General features: G+C 71.1%; 14 protein-coding genes and 1 tRNA gene. 7 read left to right on the forward strand and 8 right to left on the reverse strand.

Annotation, left to right across the window (positions count from 1 at the left end; all coding sequences use genetic code 11):
- The first annotated feature begins 44 nt into the window (after positions 1-44).
- The 4 genes from ACZ4UV_RS01210 to ACZ4UV_RS01225 are packed head-to-tail and all read left to right on the forward strand — an operon-like array spanning position 45 to position 4,404.
- Entirely contained in the window at positions 45-983 is a 939-nt protein-coding gene (locus ACZ4UV_RS01210; protein WP_351489380.1) for a branched-chain amino acid ABC transporter permease, read from the forward strand.
- 5 nt (positions 984-988) lie between these two features.
- A complete protein-coding gene (locus ACZ4UV_RS01215) occupies positions 989-2,767 on the forward strand; it encodes a branched-chain amino acid ABC transporter permease (RefSeq protein WP_467836448.1) in 1,779 nt (592 codons plus the stop codon).
- 6 nt (positions 2,768-2,773) lie between these two features.
- Positions 2,774-3,691 carry an ABC transporter ATP-binding protein gene (locus tag ACZ4UV_RS01220; protein WP_467835190.1) on the forward strand — a complete coding sequence of 306 codons (918 nt, stop codon included), beginning with the start codon at positions 2,774-2,776 and terminating at the stop codon, positions 3,689-3,691.
- Positions 3,688-4,404, forward strand: a complete 717-nt coding sequence (locus ACZ4UV_RS01225; protein ID WP_351489386.1) for an ABC transporter ATP-binding protein — start codon at positions 3,688-3,690, stop codon at positions 4,402-4,404. The genes ACZ4UV_RS01220 and ACZ4UV_RS01225 overlap by 4 nt, the downstream gene beginning before the upstream one ends.
- A 118-nt stretch (positions 4,405-4,522) precedes the next feature.
- On the opposite strand, the gene ACZ4UV_RS01230 is transcribed toward ACZ4UV_RS01225, so the two are convergent.
- On the reverse strand, positions 4,523-5,176 hold the full coding sequence (locus tag ACZ4UV_RS01230) for an ANTAR domain-containing response regulator (protein WP_390038223.1): 654 nt from the start codon (positions 5,174-5,176) through the stop codon (positions 4,523-4,525).
- Between the two features lie 100 nt (positions 5,177-5,276).
- On the opposite strand from ACZ4UV_RS01230, the gene ACZ4UV_RS01235 reads away from it, so the two are divergent.
- Positions 5,277-5,351: transfer RNA gene (locus ACZ4UV_RS01235), tRNA-Leu, on the forward strand.
- A 75-nt stretch (positions 5,352-5,426) separates the two neighbouring features.
- Here ACZ4UV_RS01235 and pyk read toward each other — a convergent pair.
- A complete protein-coding gene (gene pyk / locus ACZ4UV_RS01240) occupies positions 5,427-6,863 on the reverse strand; it encodes a pyruvate kinase (protein WP_467835194.1) in 1,437 nt (478 codons plus the stop codon).
- Between the two features lie 243 nt (positions 6,864-7,106).
- Between pyk and ACZ4UV_RS01245 the strand changes: the two genes are divergently transcribed.
- On the forward strand, positions 7,107-8,903 hold the full coding sequence (locus ACZ4UV_RS01245; RefSeq protein ID WP_467835197.1) for a bifunctional metallophosphatase/5'-nucleotidase: 1,797 nt from the start codon (positions 7,107-7,109) through the stop codon (positions 8,901-8,903).
- Positions 8,904-8,962: 59 nt separating this feature from the next.
- Here ACZ4UV_RS01245 and ACZ4UV_RS01250 read toward each other — a convergent pair whose 3' ends face one another.
- Positions 8,963-10,378 carry a lysine N(6)-hydroxylase/L-ornithine N(5)-oxygenase family protein gene (locus ACZ4UV_RS01250; protein ID WP_451018830.1) on the reverse strand — a complete coding sequence of 472 codons (1,416 nt, stop codon included), beginning with the start codon at positions 10,376-10,378 and terminating at the stop codon, positions 8,963-8,965.
- Positions 10,375-11,733: a pyridoxal phosphate-dependent decarboxylase family protein gene (locus ACZ4UV_RS01255; RefSeq protein ID WP_451018831.1), complete on the reverse strand. Its 1,359-nt coding sequence runs from the start codon at positions 11,731-11,733 to the stop codon at positions 10,375-10,377. Before ACZ4UV_RS01255 ends, ACZ4UV_RS01250 begins: the two co-directional genes overlap by 4 nt.
- A 218-nt stretch (positions 11,734-11,951) precedes the next feature.
- On the opposite strand from ACZ4UV_RS01255, the gene ACZ4UV_RS01260 reads away from it, so the two are divergent.
- Positions 11,952-12,500: a GNAT family N-acetyltransferase gene (locus ACZ4UV_RS01260; RefSeq protein WP_351489401.1), complete on the forward strand. Its 549-nt coding sequence runs from the start codon at positions 11,952-11,954 to the stop codon at positions 12,498-12,500.
- A 26-nt stretch (positions 12,501-12,526) separates the two neighbouring features.
- Here the strand turns inward: ACZ4UV_RS01260 and ACZ4UV_RS01265 are convergent, their stop codons facing one another.
- From ACZ4UV_RS01265 to ACZ4UV_RS01280, 4 genes are all read right to left on the reverse strand, one after another.
- Positions 12,527-13,357 carry an NAD(P)H-binding protein gene (locus ACZ4UV_RS01265; protein ID WP_390038213.1) on the reverse strand — a complete coding sequence of 277 codons (831 nt, stop codon included), beginning with the start codon at positions 13,355-13,357 and terminating at the stop codon, positions 12,527-12,529.
- Between the two features lie 113 nt (positions 13,358-13,470).
- Complete coding sequence (gene pepN / locus ACZ4UV_RS01270) at positions 13,471-15,954, reverse strand: aminopeptidase N (protein ID WP_467835202.1); 2,484 nt, start codon at positions 15,952-15,954, stop codon at positions 13,471-13,473.
- A 237-nt stretch (positions 15,955-16,191) separates the two neighbouring features.
- Positions 16,192-16,542, reverse strand: coding sequence for a chorismate mutase (locus ACZ4UV_RS01275; protein ID WP_351489409.1), 351 nt, complete (start codon positions 16,540-16,542; stop codon positions 16,192-16,194).
- 35 nt (positions 16,543-16,577) lie between these two features.
- Positions 16,578-17,459, reverse strand: a complete 882-nt coding sequence (locus tag ACZ4UV_RS01280) for a helix-turn-helix domain-containing protein (RefSeq protein ID WP_390038658.1) — start codon at positions 17,457-17,459, stop codon at positions 16,578-16,580.
- Positions 17,460-17,547: the final 88 nt, after the last annotated feature.

Raw genomic sequence — 17,547 nt, forward strand, 5'->3', positions numbered from 1 at the left:
CTCTACCGCCCCCCTGACTCTCCCCACCACATGGAGGCCATGCGGTGAACACCCTGCCGCAGCAGCTGGCCAACGGGCTGTTCCTCGGCTCGATGTACGGTCTGATCGCCATCGGCTACACGATGGTGTACGGCATCGTCCAGCTCATCAACTTCGCCCACGGCGAGATCTTCATGACCGGAGGCTTCGGCGCCCTCACGGTCTACCTTCTCCTGCCGGACGGCATATCCATGTGGGTAGCCCTGCCGGCGATGCTCATCGGCGGTGCACTCGTCGCCGTTCTCATCGCCGTCGGAGCCGAACGCTTCGCCTACCGTCCGCTGCGCGGCGCGCCACGCCTCGCGCCACTGATCACCGCGATCGGCCTGTCGCTCGCCCTGCAGCAGGCGGTCTTCAACTGGTACCACATCGACGGCGACGCCAAGACCGCCCGGGTCTTCCCGCAACTGCCGTTCGGCCCGCTGCACATCGGCTCCGTGACCGTGCAGAGCGGTGACATCTTCCTGATCATCGCCGCCCCGCTGTGCATGGCGGTCCTCGCCCTGTTCGTCCGGCTCTCCCGCACCGGCCGCGCCATGCAGGCCACCGCCCAGGACCCGGACACCGCCCAGCTGATGGGCATCGACACCAACCGCATCATCGTCATCGCCTTCGCGATCGGCGGCTTCTTCGCGGCCGTCGCCGGTGTCTCCTACGGTCTCAAGTACGGCTCCGTCTCCTACGACATGGGCTTCATCGCCGGTCTGAAGGCGTTCACCGCGGCCGTTCTCGGCGGCATCGGCAACATCTACGGCGCCATGCTCGGCGGTCTCGTCCTCGGTATCGCGGAGGCCATGGCCACCGCGTACATCGCCAACATCCCCGGCATGCAGCAGCTCGGCGGCGGCGGCTGGGCCTCCGTGTGGGCCTTCGTCCTGCTGATCCTCGTACTCCTCTTCAGACCACAGGGTCTGCTCGGCGAACGCGTCGCGGACAGGGCGTGAGCAGCATGACCGACACCATCAACTCCCCCGCCGCACAGGAGCACGGGCCGGTCCCGCTGCCGCTGTCCGTCGCCCGGCTGCTCGTCGTCGTGGGCGCCGTGGGCACCATCGCCAGCACCTTCATGAGCTGGACCTGGACGTCCGACTTCCCCGGCGACCTGACGGTCTACGGCTACCCGGCCGGCCTGCAGATCCTCGCCCTCGTGGGCGGCGCCCTCACCCTGCTGTTCGGGCTGACCCTGTGGGACGTCAAGTGGCTGCGCTGGCTGAACCCGGCGGGCGCCACCTCCCCGGTCTTCCTGACGGCCCTGTCGGCGTTCGCCGTCTGCTGGTTCACCGGCATCGCCATCGCCGTCGACCTCGGCGGCCTGGTCAACCTCGACCCGGGCGCCTACGTGGCGATGGCGGCCTCCGCGCTGCCCGTCGCCGGCGCCCTCGCCCTGCCCCACCCGGCGCCGGGCACCGGCTTCCGCGGCTACCTGACCAAGCCTCAGCTGCCCGCTCCCGGCAAGGCGTCGCCGCTCGTCGAGCGCCTCGTCCTCACGGTCGGCGTCGCGCTCGGCCTGCTGGCCTTCTCCTACGGCATCGGCATCGACAACGACGCCAGCGAGACCTTCATCGGCTACCTGCTGCTGCTCGTCTTCGCCGCCTGGGGCCTGATGCACACCGGCCTGGTCGACCGCTTCGCGACCACCGCCGCGCACCACAAGGGATTCGCCTCGGCGCTCGCCTTCGTCGCGGCCGTGATCTTCCCCTTCACCCAGAACGACGACCACAACGCCAACGTCGGCGTGAACATCCTGATCTTCGCCACCGTCGCCCTGGGCCTGAACATCGTGGTCGGCCTGACCGGTCTGCTGGACCTCGGTTACGTCGCGTTCCTCGGCGTCGGCGCCTACGCGGCCGCCCTGGTCTCCGGCTCGGAGTACTCCCGGTTCTCCGGTGTGCACTTCCCGTTCTGGGCCGCGGCCCTCACCGGCATGGCCGCCTCGCTGGTCTTCGGTGTGCTGATCGGCGCGCCGACCCTGCGGCTGCGCGGCGACTACCTGGCCATCGTGACACTCGGCTTCGGTGAGATCTTCCGCATCACCGTCAACAACCTGGACGGCGACTCCGGACCGAACATCACCCGCGGCCCCAACGGCATCACCCAGATCCCGGACCTGAACATCTTCGGGTTCAACCTGGGCGAGTCGCACGACGTCCTCGGGCACACCCTGGGTCGGTTCGCCAACTACCTGTTCCTGATGCTCATCGTCACGGCGATCGTCGTGCTCGTCTTCACCCGCGCCGCCGACTCCCGTATCGGCCGCTCCTGGATCGCCATCCGCGAGGACGAGACCGCCGCCACCGCCATGGGCATCAACGGCTTCCGCGTCAAGCTGATCGCCTTCGCCCTCGGCGCCTCCCTCGCGGGCCTCGCCGGCACCGTGATGGCGCACGTCAACTACAGCGTGAACCCGCAGCCGTACCAGTTCGCCGGCGCCGCTCCGCCCAACTCGGCCTTCCTGCTGGCCGCCGTCGTCCTCGGCGGCATGGGCACCGTCAGCGGCCCGCTGCTCGGCGCGAGCGTGCTCTACCTGGTCCCGGAGAAGCTCCAGTTCCTGCAGAACTACGAGCTGTTCGCCTTCGGCGTCGCGCTGATCCTGCTGATGCGGTTCCGGCCGGAGGGCATCATCGCCAACCGCCGCCGCCAGCTGGAGTTCCACGAGACCGGCCAGCTCGACGTACCGGCACAGGCGACACTGAGCGACGATCCGGCCGTCACCAAGGCAGGGGCGTAAGGAACCATGACGACACCTGTACTCGAAGCCCGTGACGTCACGATGCGCTTCGGTGGTCTGACCGCCGTCCGGTCCGTGGACTTCACGGTCAACAGCGGCGAGATCGTCGGCCTGATCGGCCCGAACGGCGCCGGCAAGACCACCTTCTTCAACTGCCTCACCGGCCTGTACGTGCCCACCGAGGGCACGGTCTCCTACCAGGGCAAGGTGCTGCCGCCCAAGCCGCACCTGGTGACGCAGGCTGGCATCGCCCGGACGTTCCAGAACATCCGGCTCTTCGCCAACATGACCGTCCTGGAGAACGTCCTCGTGGGCCGCCACACGCGGACCAAGGAGGGCCTGTGGTCCGCGCTGCTGCGCGGTCCCGGCTTCCGCAAGGCCGAGAAGGAGTCCGAGGCGAAGGCCATGGAGCTCCTGGAGTTCATCGGCCTGGCCGCCAAGCGCGACCACCTGGCGCGCAACCTGCCCTACGGCGAACAGCGCAAGCTGGAGATCGCCCGCGCACTGGCCAGCGAACCGGGCCTGCTGCTGCTCGACGAGCCGACGGCCGGCATGAACCCGCAGGAGACCCGGGCCACCGAGGAACTGGTCTTCGCCATCCGGGACAAGGGCATCGCCGTCCTCGTCATCGAGCACGACATGCGCTTCATCTTCAACCTGTGCGACCGGGTGGCCGTCCTCGTCCAGGGCGAGAAGCTCGTCGAGGGCACCTCCGACGTCGTACAGGCGGACGACCGGGTCATCGCCGCCTATCTGGGCGAGCCCTTCGAGGGCGACCCCGGGGCGGCGGAGGCGGCCGACGTCGAGGCCGCGGAGGCCGCCGCGGAGGACCGGAGCGCCGACGCGGCCCCGGCCACCGACACGGAGGACGCCGGCGCGGAGAGCACCGAGGCGGACAGCACCACCAAGGGAGAGGCCCAGTGACCGCACTGCTGGAGGTCGAGGACCTCAGGGTCGCCTACGGCAAGATCGAGGCCGTCAAGGGCATCTCGTTCAGCGTCGAGGCCGGTCAGGTCGTGACCCTCATCGGCACCAACGGCGCCGGCAAGACGACGACCCTGCGTACCCTGTCGGGGCTGCTCAAGCCCTCCTCGGGGAAGGTCGTCTTCGACGGCAAGCCGCTCGGCGGGGTCCCGGCGCACAAGATCGTCGCGCTCGGGCTCGCCCACTCCCCCGAGGGCCGGCACATCTTCCCCCGCCTGACCATCGCGGAGAACCTGCAGCTCGGTGCGTTCCTCCGGAAGGACAAGGCGGGCATCGAGAAGGACATCCAGCGCGCCTACGACCTCTTCCCGATCCTGGGCGAGCGGCGCAAGCAGGCCGCGGGCACCCTCTCGGGCGGTGAGCAGCAGATGCTGGCGATGGGGCGGGCGTTGATGTCCCAGCCGAAGCTGCTGATGCTGGACGAGCCGTCGATGGGGCTGTCGCCGATCATGATGCAGAAGATCATGGCGACGATCCTGGAGCTGAAGTCGCAGGGGACGACGATTCTGCTGGTCGAGCAGAACGCGCAGGCGGCGCTGTCGCTGGCCGACCAGGGGCATGTGATGGAGGTCGGCAACATCGTGCTGTCGGGCAGTGGGCAGGATCTGCTGCACGACGAGTCGGTTCGTAAGGCCTATCTGGGCGAGGACTAGGTCGTCGGTCGGCTGACGGTCGGTGGGGGCTGGTCGCGCAGTTCCCCGCGCCCCCAAAAAAGCGCAGGCCCGCGCCCCCTTCTCCGGGGCGCGGGCCTTGGCGTTCGTACGGTGCGGGTCAGCCCTTGCCGGACTTCTTCTCCTCGCTGTCCGCGATGACCGCCTCCGCGACCTGCTGCATCGACATGCGGCGGTCCATCGACGTCTTCTGGATCCAGCGGAACGCGGCCGGCTCGGTCAGGCCGTACTCGGTCTGAAGGACGGACTTCGCGCGGTCGACGAGCTTGCGGGTCTCCAGGCGCAGGGTGAGGTCGGCGACCTCCTTCTCCAGCTGCCGCAGCTCGTTGAAGCGGGAGACGGCCATCTCGATCGCCGGGACGACGTCGCTCTTGCTGAACGGCTTGACCAGGTACGCCATCGCGCCGGCGTCCCGGGCCCGCTCCACGAGGTCGCGCTGCGAGAAGGCGGTGAGCATCAGGACCGGGGCGATGGACTCCGCGGCGATCTTCTCGGCCGCCGAGATGCCGTCGAGCTTGGGCATCTTGACGTCGAGGATGACCAGGTCGGGGCGGTGCTCGCGGGCCAGCTCGACGGCCTGTTCGCCGTCGCCCGCCTCGCCGACGACCGTGTACCCCTCCTCCTCCAGCATCTCTTTCAGGTCGAGCCGGATCAGGGCCTCGTCCTCGGCGATGACGACACGGGTCGTCAGCGGAGGCACGTGCGACTTGTCGTCGGGTGCGTCGACTGGCTGGGGCGACTCGGCGGCGGTCACGGGGGCTCCTCGTTCAGGGCAGGGGTACTGCTGACAAGAGCCTACCTAGCTACGGTATGGTGGACGCGCGGAGGGTCAGGGTTCACCTTGGATTCTTCGAGCCCCGGTAGCCCAATTGGCAGCAGGCAACGGATTCAAAACCCGTACAGTGTCGGTTCGAGTCCGACCCGGGGCACTTTTCCTTGGATTCCAAGGTCGCGTAATTGTGTGGCTGAAGGGCCTCTCGCCGGCCGGAGGGGCCCTTCGCACGTTACTTGGGGCTGTCGTCCTCACCGATGTGGTGAACCCGGACCATGTTGGTGGAGCCGGAGACACCGGGCGGGGAGCCCGCCGTGATGACCACGATGTCGCCCTGCTCGCAGCGGCCGTACTTCAGCAGAAGTTCGTCGACCTGGTCGACCATCTTGTCCGTCGAGTCGACGTGCGGGCCGAGGAAGGTCTCGACGCCCCAGGTGAGGTTGAGCTGGGAACGGGTGGCCGGATCCGGGGTGAAGGCGAGCAGCGGGATCGGCGAGCGGTAGCGGGAGAGCCGGCGGACGGTGTCTCCCGACTGGGTGAACGCGACCAGGAACTTCGCGCCCAGGAAGTCGCCCATCTCGGCGGCGGCCCGGGCGACCGCGCCGCCCTGGGTGCGGGGCTTGTTGCTCTCGGTCAGCGGCGGCAGGCCCTTGGCGAGGATGTCCTCCTCGGCCGCCTCGACGATCTTCGCCATGGTGCGGACGGTCTCGATCGGGTACTTGCCGACACTGGTCTCGCCGGAGAGCATCACCGCGTCCGTGCCGTCGATGACCGCGTTGGCGACGTCGGAGGCCTCGGCGCGGGTGGGGCGCGAGTTCTCGATCATCGAGTCGAGCATCTGGGTGGCGACGATGACCGGCTTGGCGTTGCGCCTGGCCAGCTTGACGGCGCGCTTCTGGACGATCGGCACCTGCTCCAGCGGCATCTCCACGCCCAGGTCGCCGCGGGCGACCATGATGCCGTCGAAGGCGGCCACGATGGAGTCGATGTTCTCGACGGCCTGCGGCTTCTCGACCTTGGCGATCACCGGGAGGCGGCGGCCCTCCTCGTCCATGATGCGGTGGACGTCCTCGATGTCCCGGCCGTTGCGGACGAAGGACAGGGCGATCACGTCGAAGCCGGTGCGCAGCGCCCACCGCAGGTCGGCCTCGTCCTTGCCGGACAGGGCGGGGACGGAGACGGCGACGCCGGGGAGGTTGAGGCCCTTGTGGTCGGAGACCATGCCGCCCTCGACCACCGTGGTGTGCACCCGGGGACCGTCGACGCGGGTGACCTCCAGGCAGACCTTGCCGTCGTCGACGAGGACGCGCTCACCGGGGGTGACGTCACCCGCCAGACCCGTATACGTCGTCCCGCACTGGTGCCGGTCGCCCTTGGCGCCCTCCTCCACCGTGATGACGAAGGTGTCACCGCGTTCGAGGAGTACGGGGCCTTCGGTGAAGCGGCCGAGCCGGATCTTCGGGCCTTGAAGGTCGGCGAGCATCCCGACGCTGCGACCGGTCTCGTCGGAGGCCTTGCGCACCCGCTGGTAGCGCTCCTCGTGCTCGGCGTAGCTGCCGTGGCTGAGGTTGAATCGGGCGACGTCCATTCCGGCCTCGACCAGGGCCTTGATCTGGTCGTACGAGTCGGTGGCGGGCCCCAGAGTACAAACGATCTTTGCTCGGCGCATGGTTCGAGCCTAGGCCTTACCGGCGGGTAGAGAATCGGTCGCACATGACGACCCAACAACCTTTGCGTGAAGGCCTATTGACAAGTGTTGAATGTGCGGCGCCCCGCTCCTATGAGCATCTCGCACTTGTTGAATACGGCGTGTTCAGGTCATCAGATCGAAACCTCCCAGGCCTGTTGTCGGCGGTCATGCCCAGGTCAGAATCTACGCGCGTCGTTGACCGAATCACGAGGAGACCAAAAGATGCCCTTGAACCGTCGGAAGTTCCTGGAGAAGTCCGCCGCGACCGGAGCGGGCGTGGCGATCGCCGGCGCGGCGGCGGCCCCGGCACAGGCGTCGGTACGGCCGGCCCGGCACCCCCGCCGGTACTCCCTCACCGTCATGGGCACCACCGACCTGCACGGGCACGTCTTCAACTGGGACTACTTCAAGGACGCGGAGTACTCCGACAAGGCCGGCAACGCGATGGGCCTGGCGCGCATCTCGACCCTGGTCGACCAGGTGCGCAAGGCGAAGGGCCGCCACAACACCCTGCTCCTGGACGCCGGTGACACCATCCAGGGCACCCCGCTGACGTACTACTACGCCAAGGTCGACCCGATCACCGCCAAGGGCGGCCCGGTGCACCCGATGGCGCAGGCCATGAACGCGATCGGGTACGACGCGGCGGCGCTCGGCAACCACGAGTTCAACTACGGCATCGAGACGCTCCGCAGGTTCGAGGACCAGCTGCACTTCCCGCTGCTCGGTGCCAACGCGGTCGACGCGAAGACCCTGAAGCCCGCCTTCCCGCCGTACTTCATCAAGAAGTTCCACGTCCCGGGCGCCCCGCCGGTCAAGGTCGCCGTCCTCGGCCTGACCAACCCGGGCATCGCGATCTGGGACAAGGCCTACGTCCAAGGCAGGCTGGCCTTCCCCGGTCTGGAGGAGCAGGCCGCGAAGTGGGTGCCGAAGCTGAAGGCGCTGGGCGCGGACGTGGTCGTGGTCTCGGCCCACTCGGGTTCCTCGGGCACGTCCTCCTACGGGGACCAGGTGCCGTACGTCGAGAACGCCGCCGCCAACGTCGCCAGGCAGGTGCCCGGCATCGACGCCATCCTGGTCGGCCACGCGCACGTGGAGATCCCCGAACTGAAGGTCGTCAACGAGGCCACCGGCAAGACCGTCGTCCTCTCCGAGCCGCTGTGCTACGCCGAGCGCCTCTCCCTCTTCGACATCGAGCTGGTGTTCGGCAAGGGTGGGTGGGAGGTGGAGTCGGTCGCGGCCTCGCTGCTGAACTCCAACACGGTCGCCGACGACCCGAAGATCACCCGGCTCCTGGAGGACGAGCACGCCAAGGTCGTGGCGTACGTCAACCAGGTGGTCGGCACCGCGACGGAGACCCTCACCACGGTCGAGGCCCGTTACCGGGACGCCCCGATCATCGACCTGATCACCAAGGTCCAGGAGGACGTGGTCAAGGCGGCTCTGGCGGGCACGGAGTACGCGTCGCTGCCGGTGCTCGCGCAGGCCTCGCCGTTCTCGCGGACCTCCGAGATCCCGGCCGGCAACGTGACCATCCGGGACCTGTCGAGCCTGTACGTGTACGACAACACGCTGGTCGCCAAGGTGATGACGGGCGCGCAGATCCGCGCGTACCTGGAGTACTCGGCGGAGTACTACGTGCGGACGGCGGCGGACGCGGCGGTCGACGTGGAGAAGCTGACCAACGCGAACGGCCGTCCGGACTACAACTACGACTACGTCTCGGGCCTGCGGTACGACATCGACATCGCGCAGGCGGCAGGTTCGCGGATCAAGAACCTGACCTACGACGGCGCCGCCCTCGACGACGCCGCGCAGTTCGTGCTCGCGGTGAACAACTACCGCGCCAACGGCGGCGGCGCGTTCCCCCACGTCGCCTCGGCCAAGGAGCTGTGGTCGGAGTCGACGGAGATCCGCACCCGGATCGCGGAGTGGGTCACCGCCAAGGGCGTCCTGGACCCGAAGGACTTCGCGTCGGCGGACTGGAAGCTCACCCGCGACGGCACGCCGGTGTTCTGACCGGTCCCGAAGGGCGCCGGTCCCCGGACCGGCGCCCCCGGGATCGGCCGGCGAAGCGCTCAGTCGACCAGCGGAGTGAGCTGCCTCGGCTGCTGCTGCGCCGGGACCCGCTCCTCCGGCCGCTCCAGGCCGAAGCTGGTGAAGGCCGTGCGCGCGGGCAGCGGGTAGGGGTCCTTGCCCGTGAGGGTGTTGAGGATGGTGGCGCTGCGCCAGGCGGCCAGGCCCAGGTCCGGGGCGCCGACGCCGTGGGTGTGGAGTTCGGCGTTCTGGACGTACGCCGCTCCGGTCACCGACGGGTCGAGGACCAGCCGGAACCGCTCGTCCACCCGCGGGCGTTCGCTGTTGTCCCGGCGCAGGTAGGGGTCGAGCCCGGCGAGCAGACGGCCGAGGGGGCGCTCGCGGTAGCCGGTGGCCAGCACGACGGCGTCGGTGGTGAGCCGGGAGCGGCTGCCCTGCTGGACGTGTTCGAGGTGGAGCTCGACCTTGGTGGTGGCGACGCGTCCGGCCGTGCGGACCTGGACACCGGGGGTCAGGACGGCTTCGGGCCAGCCGCCGTGCAGCGTGCGGCGGTACAGCTCGTCGTGGATGGCGGCGATGGTGTCGGCGTCGATGCCCTTGTGCAGCTGCCACTGGGCGGAGACGAGCCGGTCCCGGACGGGTTCGGTGAGGGCGTGGAAGTAGCGGGTGTAGTCGGGGGTGAAGTGCTCCAGGCCGAGCTTGGAGTACTCCATGGGCGCGAAGGCCTCGCCGCGCCCGATCCAGTGCAGCTTCTCGCGGCCTTCGGGCCTGTTGCGCAGCAGGTCGAGGAAGACCTCGGCGCCGGACTGCCCGGAGCCCACGACGGTGACGTGCTCGGCGGCGAGGAAGGCCTCGCGGTGGTCGAGGTAGTCGGCCGCGTGGATGACCGGGACGCCCGGGGACTCCACGAGGGGCCTGAGCGGATCGGGCACGTAGGGGACGGTCCCGACCCCGAGCACGACGTTCCTCGTGTACGTACGGCCGAGCGACTCGGCCTCGCCCTCGGCGTCGAGCCGGGTGAAGTCGACCTCGAACAGGTCGCGTTCGGAGTTCCAGCGGACGGCGTCGACCTGGTGGGAGAAGCACAGTCCGGGCAGGCTCTCGGCGACCCAGCGGCAGTAGGCGTCGTACTCGGCGCGCCGGATGTGGAAGCGCTCGGCGAAGTAGAAGGGGAAGAGCCGGTCGCGGGCCTTGAGGTAGTTGAGGAACGACCAGGGGTTCGCGGGGTCGGCGAGGGTCACCAGGTCGGCGAGGAACGGCACCTGGATGGTGGCGCCGTCGATCAGCAGCCCGGCGTGCCAGTCGAAGCCCGGACGCTGCTCGTAGAAGACGGCGTCGAGTTCGGCGAGCGGGTGGGCAAGTGCGGCGAGGGAGAGGTTGAACGGTCCGATGCCGACGCCGACCAGGTCGCGGGGTGCTTCGGGCTCGTGGCGTGGGGGGATGGGCGTCGAACTCATTGCAGCGTGGTTCCTTCCACGAGTTTCAGGAGGAGGGCCAGTTCGTCCGGCCGGGTGTGGGGGTTGAGCAGGGTGGCCTTGAGCCAGAGCCGGCCGTCGAGCCGGGCCCGGCCGAGTACCGCCCGGCCGTCGTGCAGCAGCCTGCGCCGTACGTCGGCGACGTCGTCGTCGGTGGCTCCGGTGGGACGGAACAGCACCGTGCTGATGTCCGGCCGGTCGTAGAGCTCGAAGGCGGGGTGCTCGCGGACCAGGGCGGCGAACTCCCGCGCGCGTGCGCACACCTGGTCGACCAGCGCGCCGAGTCCGGTGCGGCCCAGGGTCTTGAGGGTGACCGCGATCTTGAGGACGTCGGGGCGCCGGGTGGTGCGCAGGGAGCGGCCGAGCAGGTCGGGGTAGCCGGCCTCGGTGTCGTCGCCGGCGTTGAGGTAGTCGGCGTGGTGGTGGAGGACGCCGAGCTCGCCCGGCCGGGCGACGGCGAGGAGGCCTGCGGCGACCGGCTGCCAGCCGAGTTTGTGCAGGTCGAGGGTGACGGTGTGGGCGCGTTCCAGACCGGCGAGCTTCTCCCGGTGCCGGTCGCTGAAGGCGAGGCCGCCCCCGTAGGCGGCGTCGACGTGCAGCCGGGCGCCGTGGGCGGCGCAGAGCCCGCCGATCTCGGGGAGCGGGTCGATGAGCCCGGCGTCGGTGGTGCCGGCGGTGGCGGCGACCAGCAGCGGCCGGGGCAGGTGGGTGAGGGCGGCGTGCAGGGCGGCCGGGTCGAGGGTGCCGTTCGGGGCGGGGACCACGACGGGGTCGGGCAGGCCGAGCAACCAGGCGGCGCGGGGCAGCGAGTGGTGGGCGTTGTCCCCGCAGACCAGCCGGAGGCCGCTCCCGAGGGCTTCGCGGGCCAGGAGCAGCGCGAGCTGGTTGGACTCGGTGCCGCCGGTGGTGACCACCGCGTCGGAGAGGCCGATGGTGTGGGCCAGGGTGCGGGTGACCAGGGCTTCCAGGGCGGCGGCTGCCGGGGCCTGGTCCCAGGAGTCCAGGGACGGGTTGAGGGCGCTCGCGGCGAGGTCGGCGGCGGTGGCGACGGCCAGCGGCGGGCAGTGCAGATGCGCCGCGCACAGCGGGTCTGCGGGGTCGGCGGCGCCCTCGGCGAGGGCGGCCACCAGGGTGCGCAGGGCGTCGGGGTCGCCGTCGTCCGGGAGGACGTCCCCCACCGCCTCCGCGACCCGCTCGGCCACCGCCTCCGGTCCGCCCGCGGGCAGCGGTCCGCCGCGCGCCCGGCCGCCCTCGCGCAGCGCGTCGAGCACGGTGTCCAGCAGAGGCCGCAGGGCGTCGGGGCCCTGGGGTCCGGATGCGAGAGGCGGCGTGCTCATGGGATCTCCTCGGGGCGCCGGCCGAAAGGGGTTGTCCGCGGGGGGAGTTCCAGCTTGTACGGGATTGGGTCTGCGCGCCCCCAAAGCTCAACGATCGAAACCCGAAAGTGGGTACTGCCGTGCGGGGAAAACCTGTCGGGGCGGTGCGCCCGGGGCGCGTCGGAGCAAGCGGTGAAAGGGCGTTGAGACCGTGGCTGACCGGGGTTAACGTCGGTCGCGTGGTTGACGCGTGGATGATCGACGTGCCCGGTGAGCGGGTGCTGGTGCGGGAGCCGCGGCCCGCGGACGAGGCGCCGCTGCTGGACCTCTTCGCGGCCTGCGAGGACTGGTTCGTGGCGGCGACCGGGCTGCCGTCGGGGCCGGGCGACGTGCAGAGCCTGTTCTACGGGCTGCCCGAGGGCGCCGAACCCGACGACAAGGTGCTGCTGGTGCTGGAGCGGGACGGGGTCGTCTCGGGCCTGGTGGACGCGGTACGGAACCATCCGGCGCCCGGCGCGGTCGCGGTGGGGCTGTTCCTGCTGGCGCCCTGGGCACGGGGCCGGGGCCTCGGGCGGGCGCTGGCCGAGTCGCTGCTCGCGCATGCCGACGGGGTGTCCCTGGTGACGGCGTCGGTGCCGCCGGGCTGGCGCTCCGGGGAGTGCTTCCTGGAGCGCCTGGGCTTCACGCTGGGCGCGGAGACGTCCCGGACGGCGGAGGTGGGGAACCGGCGGGCGGGGCCGCGGGAGGGCGGGGTGCGCCGGGCGGAACTGCGGCTGTCCGCGGGCTGACGGGGCCGGTCGGGGAGGCAAGGACTTCACGGGCGGAAGTCGGCCGCGTGGTCGGCGGCCCACTGCCCGAAGGTGCGGGCCGGGCGGCCGGTGATCTCCTCGACCGTACCGGTGATCTCCGGCGGCACGCCGACGGTGGCCGCGAAGGTCTTCAGCAGGCCCTGGAGGAACTCCGGCGGGGTCCCCGGGAACAGCGGGGCAGCCTCCTGAGGCGGCACCTCCACGAAGGTCAGCTCGCGGCCGACGGCCCGCCCGATCGCGGCGATCTGGTCGGTGTTGGTGGTGGCGGCGGGGCCGGTGAGGCGGTGCGCGGCGCCCTCGTGGCCGTCGTCGAGGAGGGCGCGTTCGGCGACCGCGGCGATGTCGTCCTCGTGGATGGGTGCGGTGAGCATGCCGGCGAAGACGCCGTGCACGGTGTCGCCTGCGCGGATCTGGGGCGCCCACTGGAGGGCGTTGGTGGCGAACGCGTTGGGGCGCAGGAACGTCCAGGCGAGCCCGCTGTCGCGGATCTGCCGCTCGGCGGTGGCGTGCATGACGTGGATGGGGTGGGTCTCGTCGGCGCCCTCCCGGATGATCCCGGAGGAGAGCAGGACGACCTGGCGCACCCCGGCCGTGCGGGCGGCGGCGAGGAGTTCGGGTAGCCGCCCGCCGGCTCCCTGGACGTACAGGAAGAGCTTGGTCGCCCCCGCGAGCAGCGGGGCCGGGTCGTCCGCCCGGAACCGCACCACCTCGGCCTTGTCGGGCAGGCCGGCCGTCTCCGGGGCGCGGGTGAGGGCTCGCACGGGCTGTCCGTCGGCGACGAGGCGTGTAACGAGGGCGCGGCCGACGTTGCCGGTGGCACCGGTGACTACGATCACGGGTCTCTCCCTGGGTCTCAGGTGCTTCTCCGGCACCGAGCCTAGGAGCGGCGGCCGGTCCCCGCATCGTGATTGCGGACCGGCCGTGCCCGTGTCGTCGTGCGTCCGCGGCCCTATGCCTCGCGGACCCGCAACGCCCTTTCCAGGTCGTCCAGTTCGTCGACCAGGCGGCGGCGCAGGGCCGTCACCGGCTCGGCGTCGGCCAGGCAGGCCCGGCCGAGGGCGAGGTTCTCGGCGTCGACGGCGTGCGCGGGGAAGGCCTGCCGGCCGGTGACCGTGGCGATGCGGGGGCCGCGCCGGGCGGCGACGGCGACCGCGTCCTGGTAGTAGCGCGGCACGTAGTCGCGGACCAGGTCGGCCTGTTCGGGGTGCCAGAAGCCCTCGGCGGTGGCCGTGAACAGGTAGTTGGACAGCTCGTCGCCGGTGAACATCGCCTCCCAGGCCGTGCGCTTGGCCTCGGGGTCGGGCAGCGCGGCCCGGCAGCGCGCGGCGCCCTCCTGGCCGCTGGCGCTGGGGTCGCGGGCCAGTTCGGCGGCGATCCGGCCCTCGTCGACGGCGCCGAGGACGGCGAGCCGGGTCATGATGCGCCAGCGCAGCTCGGGGTCGAGCTCGGGTCCGCCGGGCACGGTGCCCTCGGCGAGCCAGGCGGCGATGGTGTCGGGGTGGGCGGCGGCGGCGATGAAGTGCCGTACGGCGATCAGGCGCAGCCCGGGGTTGTCGCCGTCCTCGGTGCGCCGGATGAAGTCGCGGCACAGGGCGGAGACGGTGGCGAGGGCGGCGGGGCGGTCCTCCGGCCTGAGGTACCGGTCGACGACGTGGACGGCGGTGAAGGCCAGGACACCCTGGACGAGGGCGAGGTCGGTCTCGTGCGGGAGATGGGCGCGGGCGGTCTCCAGGTAGGCGGCGGGCGGCAGCTCGCCGTCGCGGACCGCGTCCCGCAGGGCGTTCCAGACCACCGCGCGGGTCAGCGGGTCGGGCACGCCCGACAGGTGGGCGCGGACGGTGGCGGCGGACTCGGCGTCGAAGCGGACCTTGGCGTAGGTCAGGTCGCCGTCGTTGAGCACGAGCAGGGCGGGGCGCTTGCCGAGGACCTGCGGGGCGGCCTGCGGGATGTCGAGGTCGATGCGCTCGCGCAGGGTGAGCCGGCCCTCGTCGGCGAGGTCCTGGTCGTAGACGCCGACGCAGATGCGGTGCGGGCGGCTGCCGGTGCGCTCGACGGTGAGGGTGCGGGTGCCGTCGGCCGCGGTGTCCAGGACCGGGGTGAGGGTGTCGACGCCGGTGGTGCGCAGCCAGGTGTCGGCCCAGGCGTGCACGTCGCGTTCGGTGGCGGCGGCGAGGGAGTCGATGAAGTCGGCGAGGGTGGCGTTGCCGAACCGGTGCCGCTGGAAGTGGATGTTGATGCCGGCGAGGAAGTCCTTCTCGCCCATCCAGGCGACCAGCTGGCGCAGCGCGGAGGCGCCCTTGGCGTAGGAGATGCCGTCGAAGTTGAGCAGGGCGGCGGCGGTGTCGTCGACGGCCTCGGGGGCGACCGGGTGGGTGGAGGGGCGCTGGTCGGCGTCGTAGCCCCAGGCCTTGCGGGCCACCCCGAAGTCGACCCAGGTGTCGGTGTAGCGGGTGGCCTCGGTGAGGGTCTGGTAGCCCATGTACTCGGCGAAGGACTCGTTCAGCCAGATGTCGTCCCACCACCTGAGGGTGACGAGGTCGCCGAACCACATGTGGGCCATCTCGTGGGCGATGACCATGGCGCGGGTCTGCCGCTCGGTGTCGGTGACGGCGGAGCGGTAGACGAACTCGTCGCGGAAGGTGACCAGGCCCGGGTTCTCCATGGCGCCGGCGTTGAACTCGGGGACGAACGCCTGGTCGTAGGAGTCGAAGGGGTAGGGCTCCTCGAACTTCTCGTGGTAGCGGTCGTAGCACGCGCGCGTGATGTCGAGGATCTCCTCGGCGTCGGCGTCGAGGTGCGGGGCCAGCGAGCGGCGGCAGTGGATGCCGAAGGGCAGTCCGCGGTGCTCGGTGCGCACCGAGTGCCAGGGGCCGGCGGCGACGGCGACCAGGTAGGTGGAGATCAGCGGGGTGGCGGCGGCCTGCCAGCGGCCCTCGCCGAGGTGCTCGGTGACGCCGTTGGCGAGCACCGTCCAGCCCTCGGGGGCGGTCACGGAGAGCTCGAAGACGGCCTTCAGGTCGGGCTGGTCGAAGGCGGCGAAGACGCGCTGCACGTCGTCCATGAACAGCTGGGTGTACACGTACGTCTGGTCGTCCGTGGGATCCGTGAAGCGGTGCATGCCCTCGCCGGTGCGCGAGTAGCGCATGGTGGCCTCGACGCGCAGCTCGTGCTCCCCGGCGGTGAGGTCCTTCAGGGGCAGCCGGTCCTGGTCCAGCGTCTCGGGGTCGAGGGGCTGTCCGTCGAGGGTGACGGCGCGCAGGGTGGCGGGCTTCATCTCGACGAAGGTGTCGCCGTCGGACCGGGTCGTGAACCGGATCACGGTTCGGGAGTCGAAGGTCTCGTCCCCGGTGGTCAGGTCGAGGTCGATCGTGTAGCGGTGGACGTCGAGGAGCTCGGCGCGGCTCTGCGCTTCGTCGCGAGTCAGTACGGACATGCGGGCCATGCTGCCTGATGACAACGACAACGCACAGGGGCGGGAGCGGTACGCGGCATATGTCCGGCCCGGGGTCGTGAGGTGGCGCGAGACGGCGCTGATGGGCGCCCCCTCTGCGCCTGGAGCGCCTGTTCGAGCGCCGCGTCACCGCGCGGGGGTCGCCCTGCGGTGATCGTCACCGCACGGGGTCCCCCTGTGGTGCCGGACGCTCTTCGAGGCGTACTGCGGTCGGCCGGATCAGTGCCCGTCCGTCTCCCGGCCGTTCACGGTGTCCTCGGCGATGGACTCGTGGTGCCTGATCACCTCGGCGATGATGAAGTTCAGGAACTTCTCGGCGAAGGCGGGGTCGAGCTTGGCGTTCTCGGCGAGGGCGCGCAGCCGGGCGATCTGCCGGGCCTCGCGGGCCGGGTCGGCCGGGGGCAGCCGGTGGACCGCCTTGAGGTGGCCGACCTGCTGGGTGGCCTTGAAGCGCTCGGCGAGCATGTGGACGACGGCCGCGTCGATGTTGTCGATGCTGTCGCGCAGCCGGCCGAGTTCCTCGCGGACGGCGGGGTCGACGTCACCGGTACCGGTGTTGCTGGTGGTCATGGGCGTCAACCCTAAGGGGGGCGACGGGGTGATCCCTAAGGGCCGTCGGCGGGTTCGGCCACCGGCGGACCCGGTTCGCCGTCCTCCTGGAGGCCCTCGTTCCAGTCGTCGGGCACGACCCGGCTCTGCTGGGCGCGAAAGCGCACCGGGGCCGTGCCGACCCGGCGGGTGAACAGGCGGGAGAAGTAGGCCGGATCGTCGTAGCCGACGCGGCGGGCGACGGCGGCGACGGACAGTTCGGTGGTGGCGAGGAGTTCCTGGGCGCGGCCGAGGCGGATGCCGATCAGGTAGTCCTTGGGGCTGCACCCGGCGACCCGGCGGACGGCGGTGCGCAGCTCGGCCGGGGTCATACCGTGCCGGGCCGCGTGGTCGGCGACGGTCATCCCGGTGCAGGCGTCCCGGGCGAGCGCGTGCAGCATCGGGTCGCCGTCGGGGGCGAGGTCGGCACGCGCGCGTCGCAGGGCGACGAGGAGCTCGTGCACGGCGGCGCCGGTCTCGACCTCCAGGAGGGGGTTGCCACGGCGGGCGGCGCGGGCGATACGGGCGATGACGTCCCGGGGGCCGGTGGCGTCCGCGAGCGGCACCACGGGCCGCTCGGGCTCGATGTAGCCGAGCTCCGTATAGGTCGCGGTGTCGGGTCCGGCGAAGGTCACGAACGCCTCGTCCCAGCCGCTGTCCGGGTCGGGGCCGTAGTGGTGCGGGACGCCGGGCGTGAGCCACACCAGCGCGGGCGCGGTGACGGTGGTACGGCGCCCGTCGGGCATCCGGTACCAGCCCCGGCCCGCGCTGATCACCACGGCGACGTGCCCGTCCAGCACGCGCGGTCCGACGGCGGGCACCGCGCCGTGCTGGAGACCGACACCGAGACAGACCAGGCCGAGCCGGTGGTGGACGGCGCCGGGCGTGAAGAACCGCATCCAGGTGCGGAAGACCGGCGCTCCCTGCGGCACTGCGCGCCCCTTCCGTGCGTCTCTTCCGTCCAAGTGCTGCTGATCTTTGTCCATG

The organism is Streptomyces sp. NPDC028289 (genome assembly GCF_055565975.1).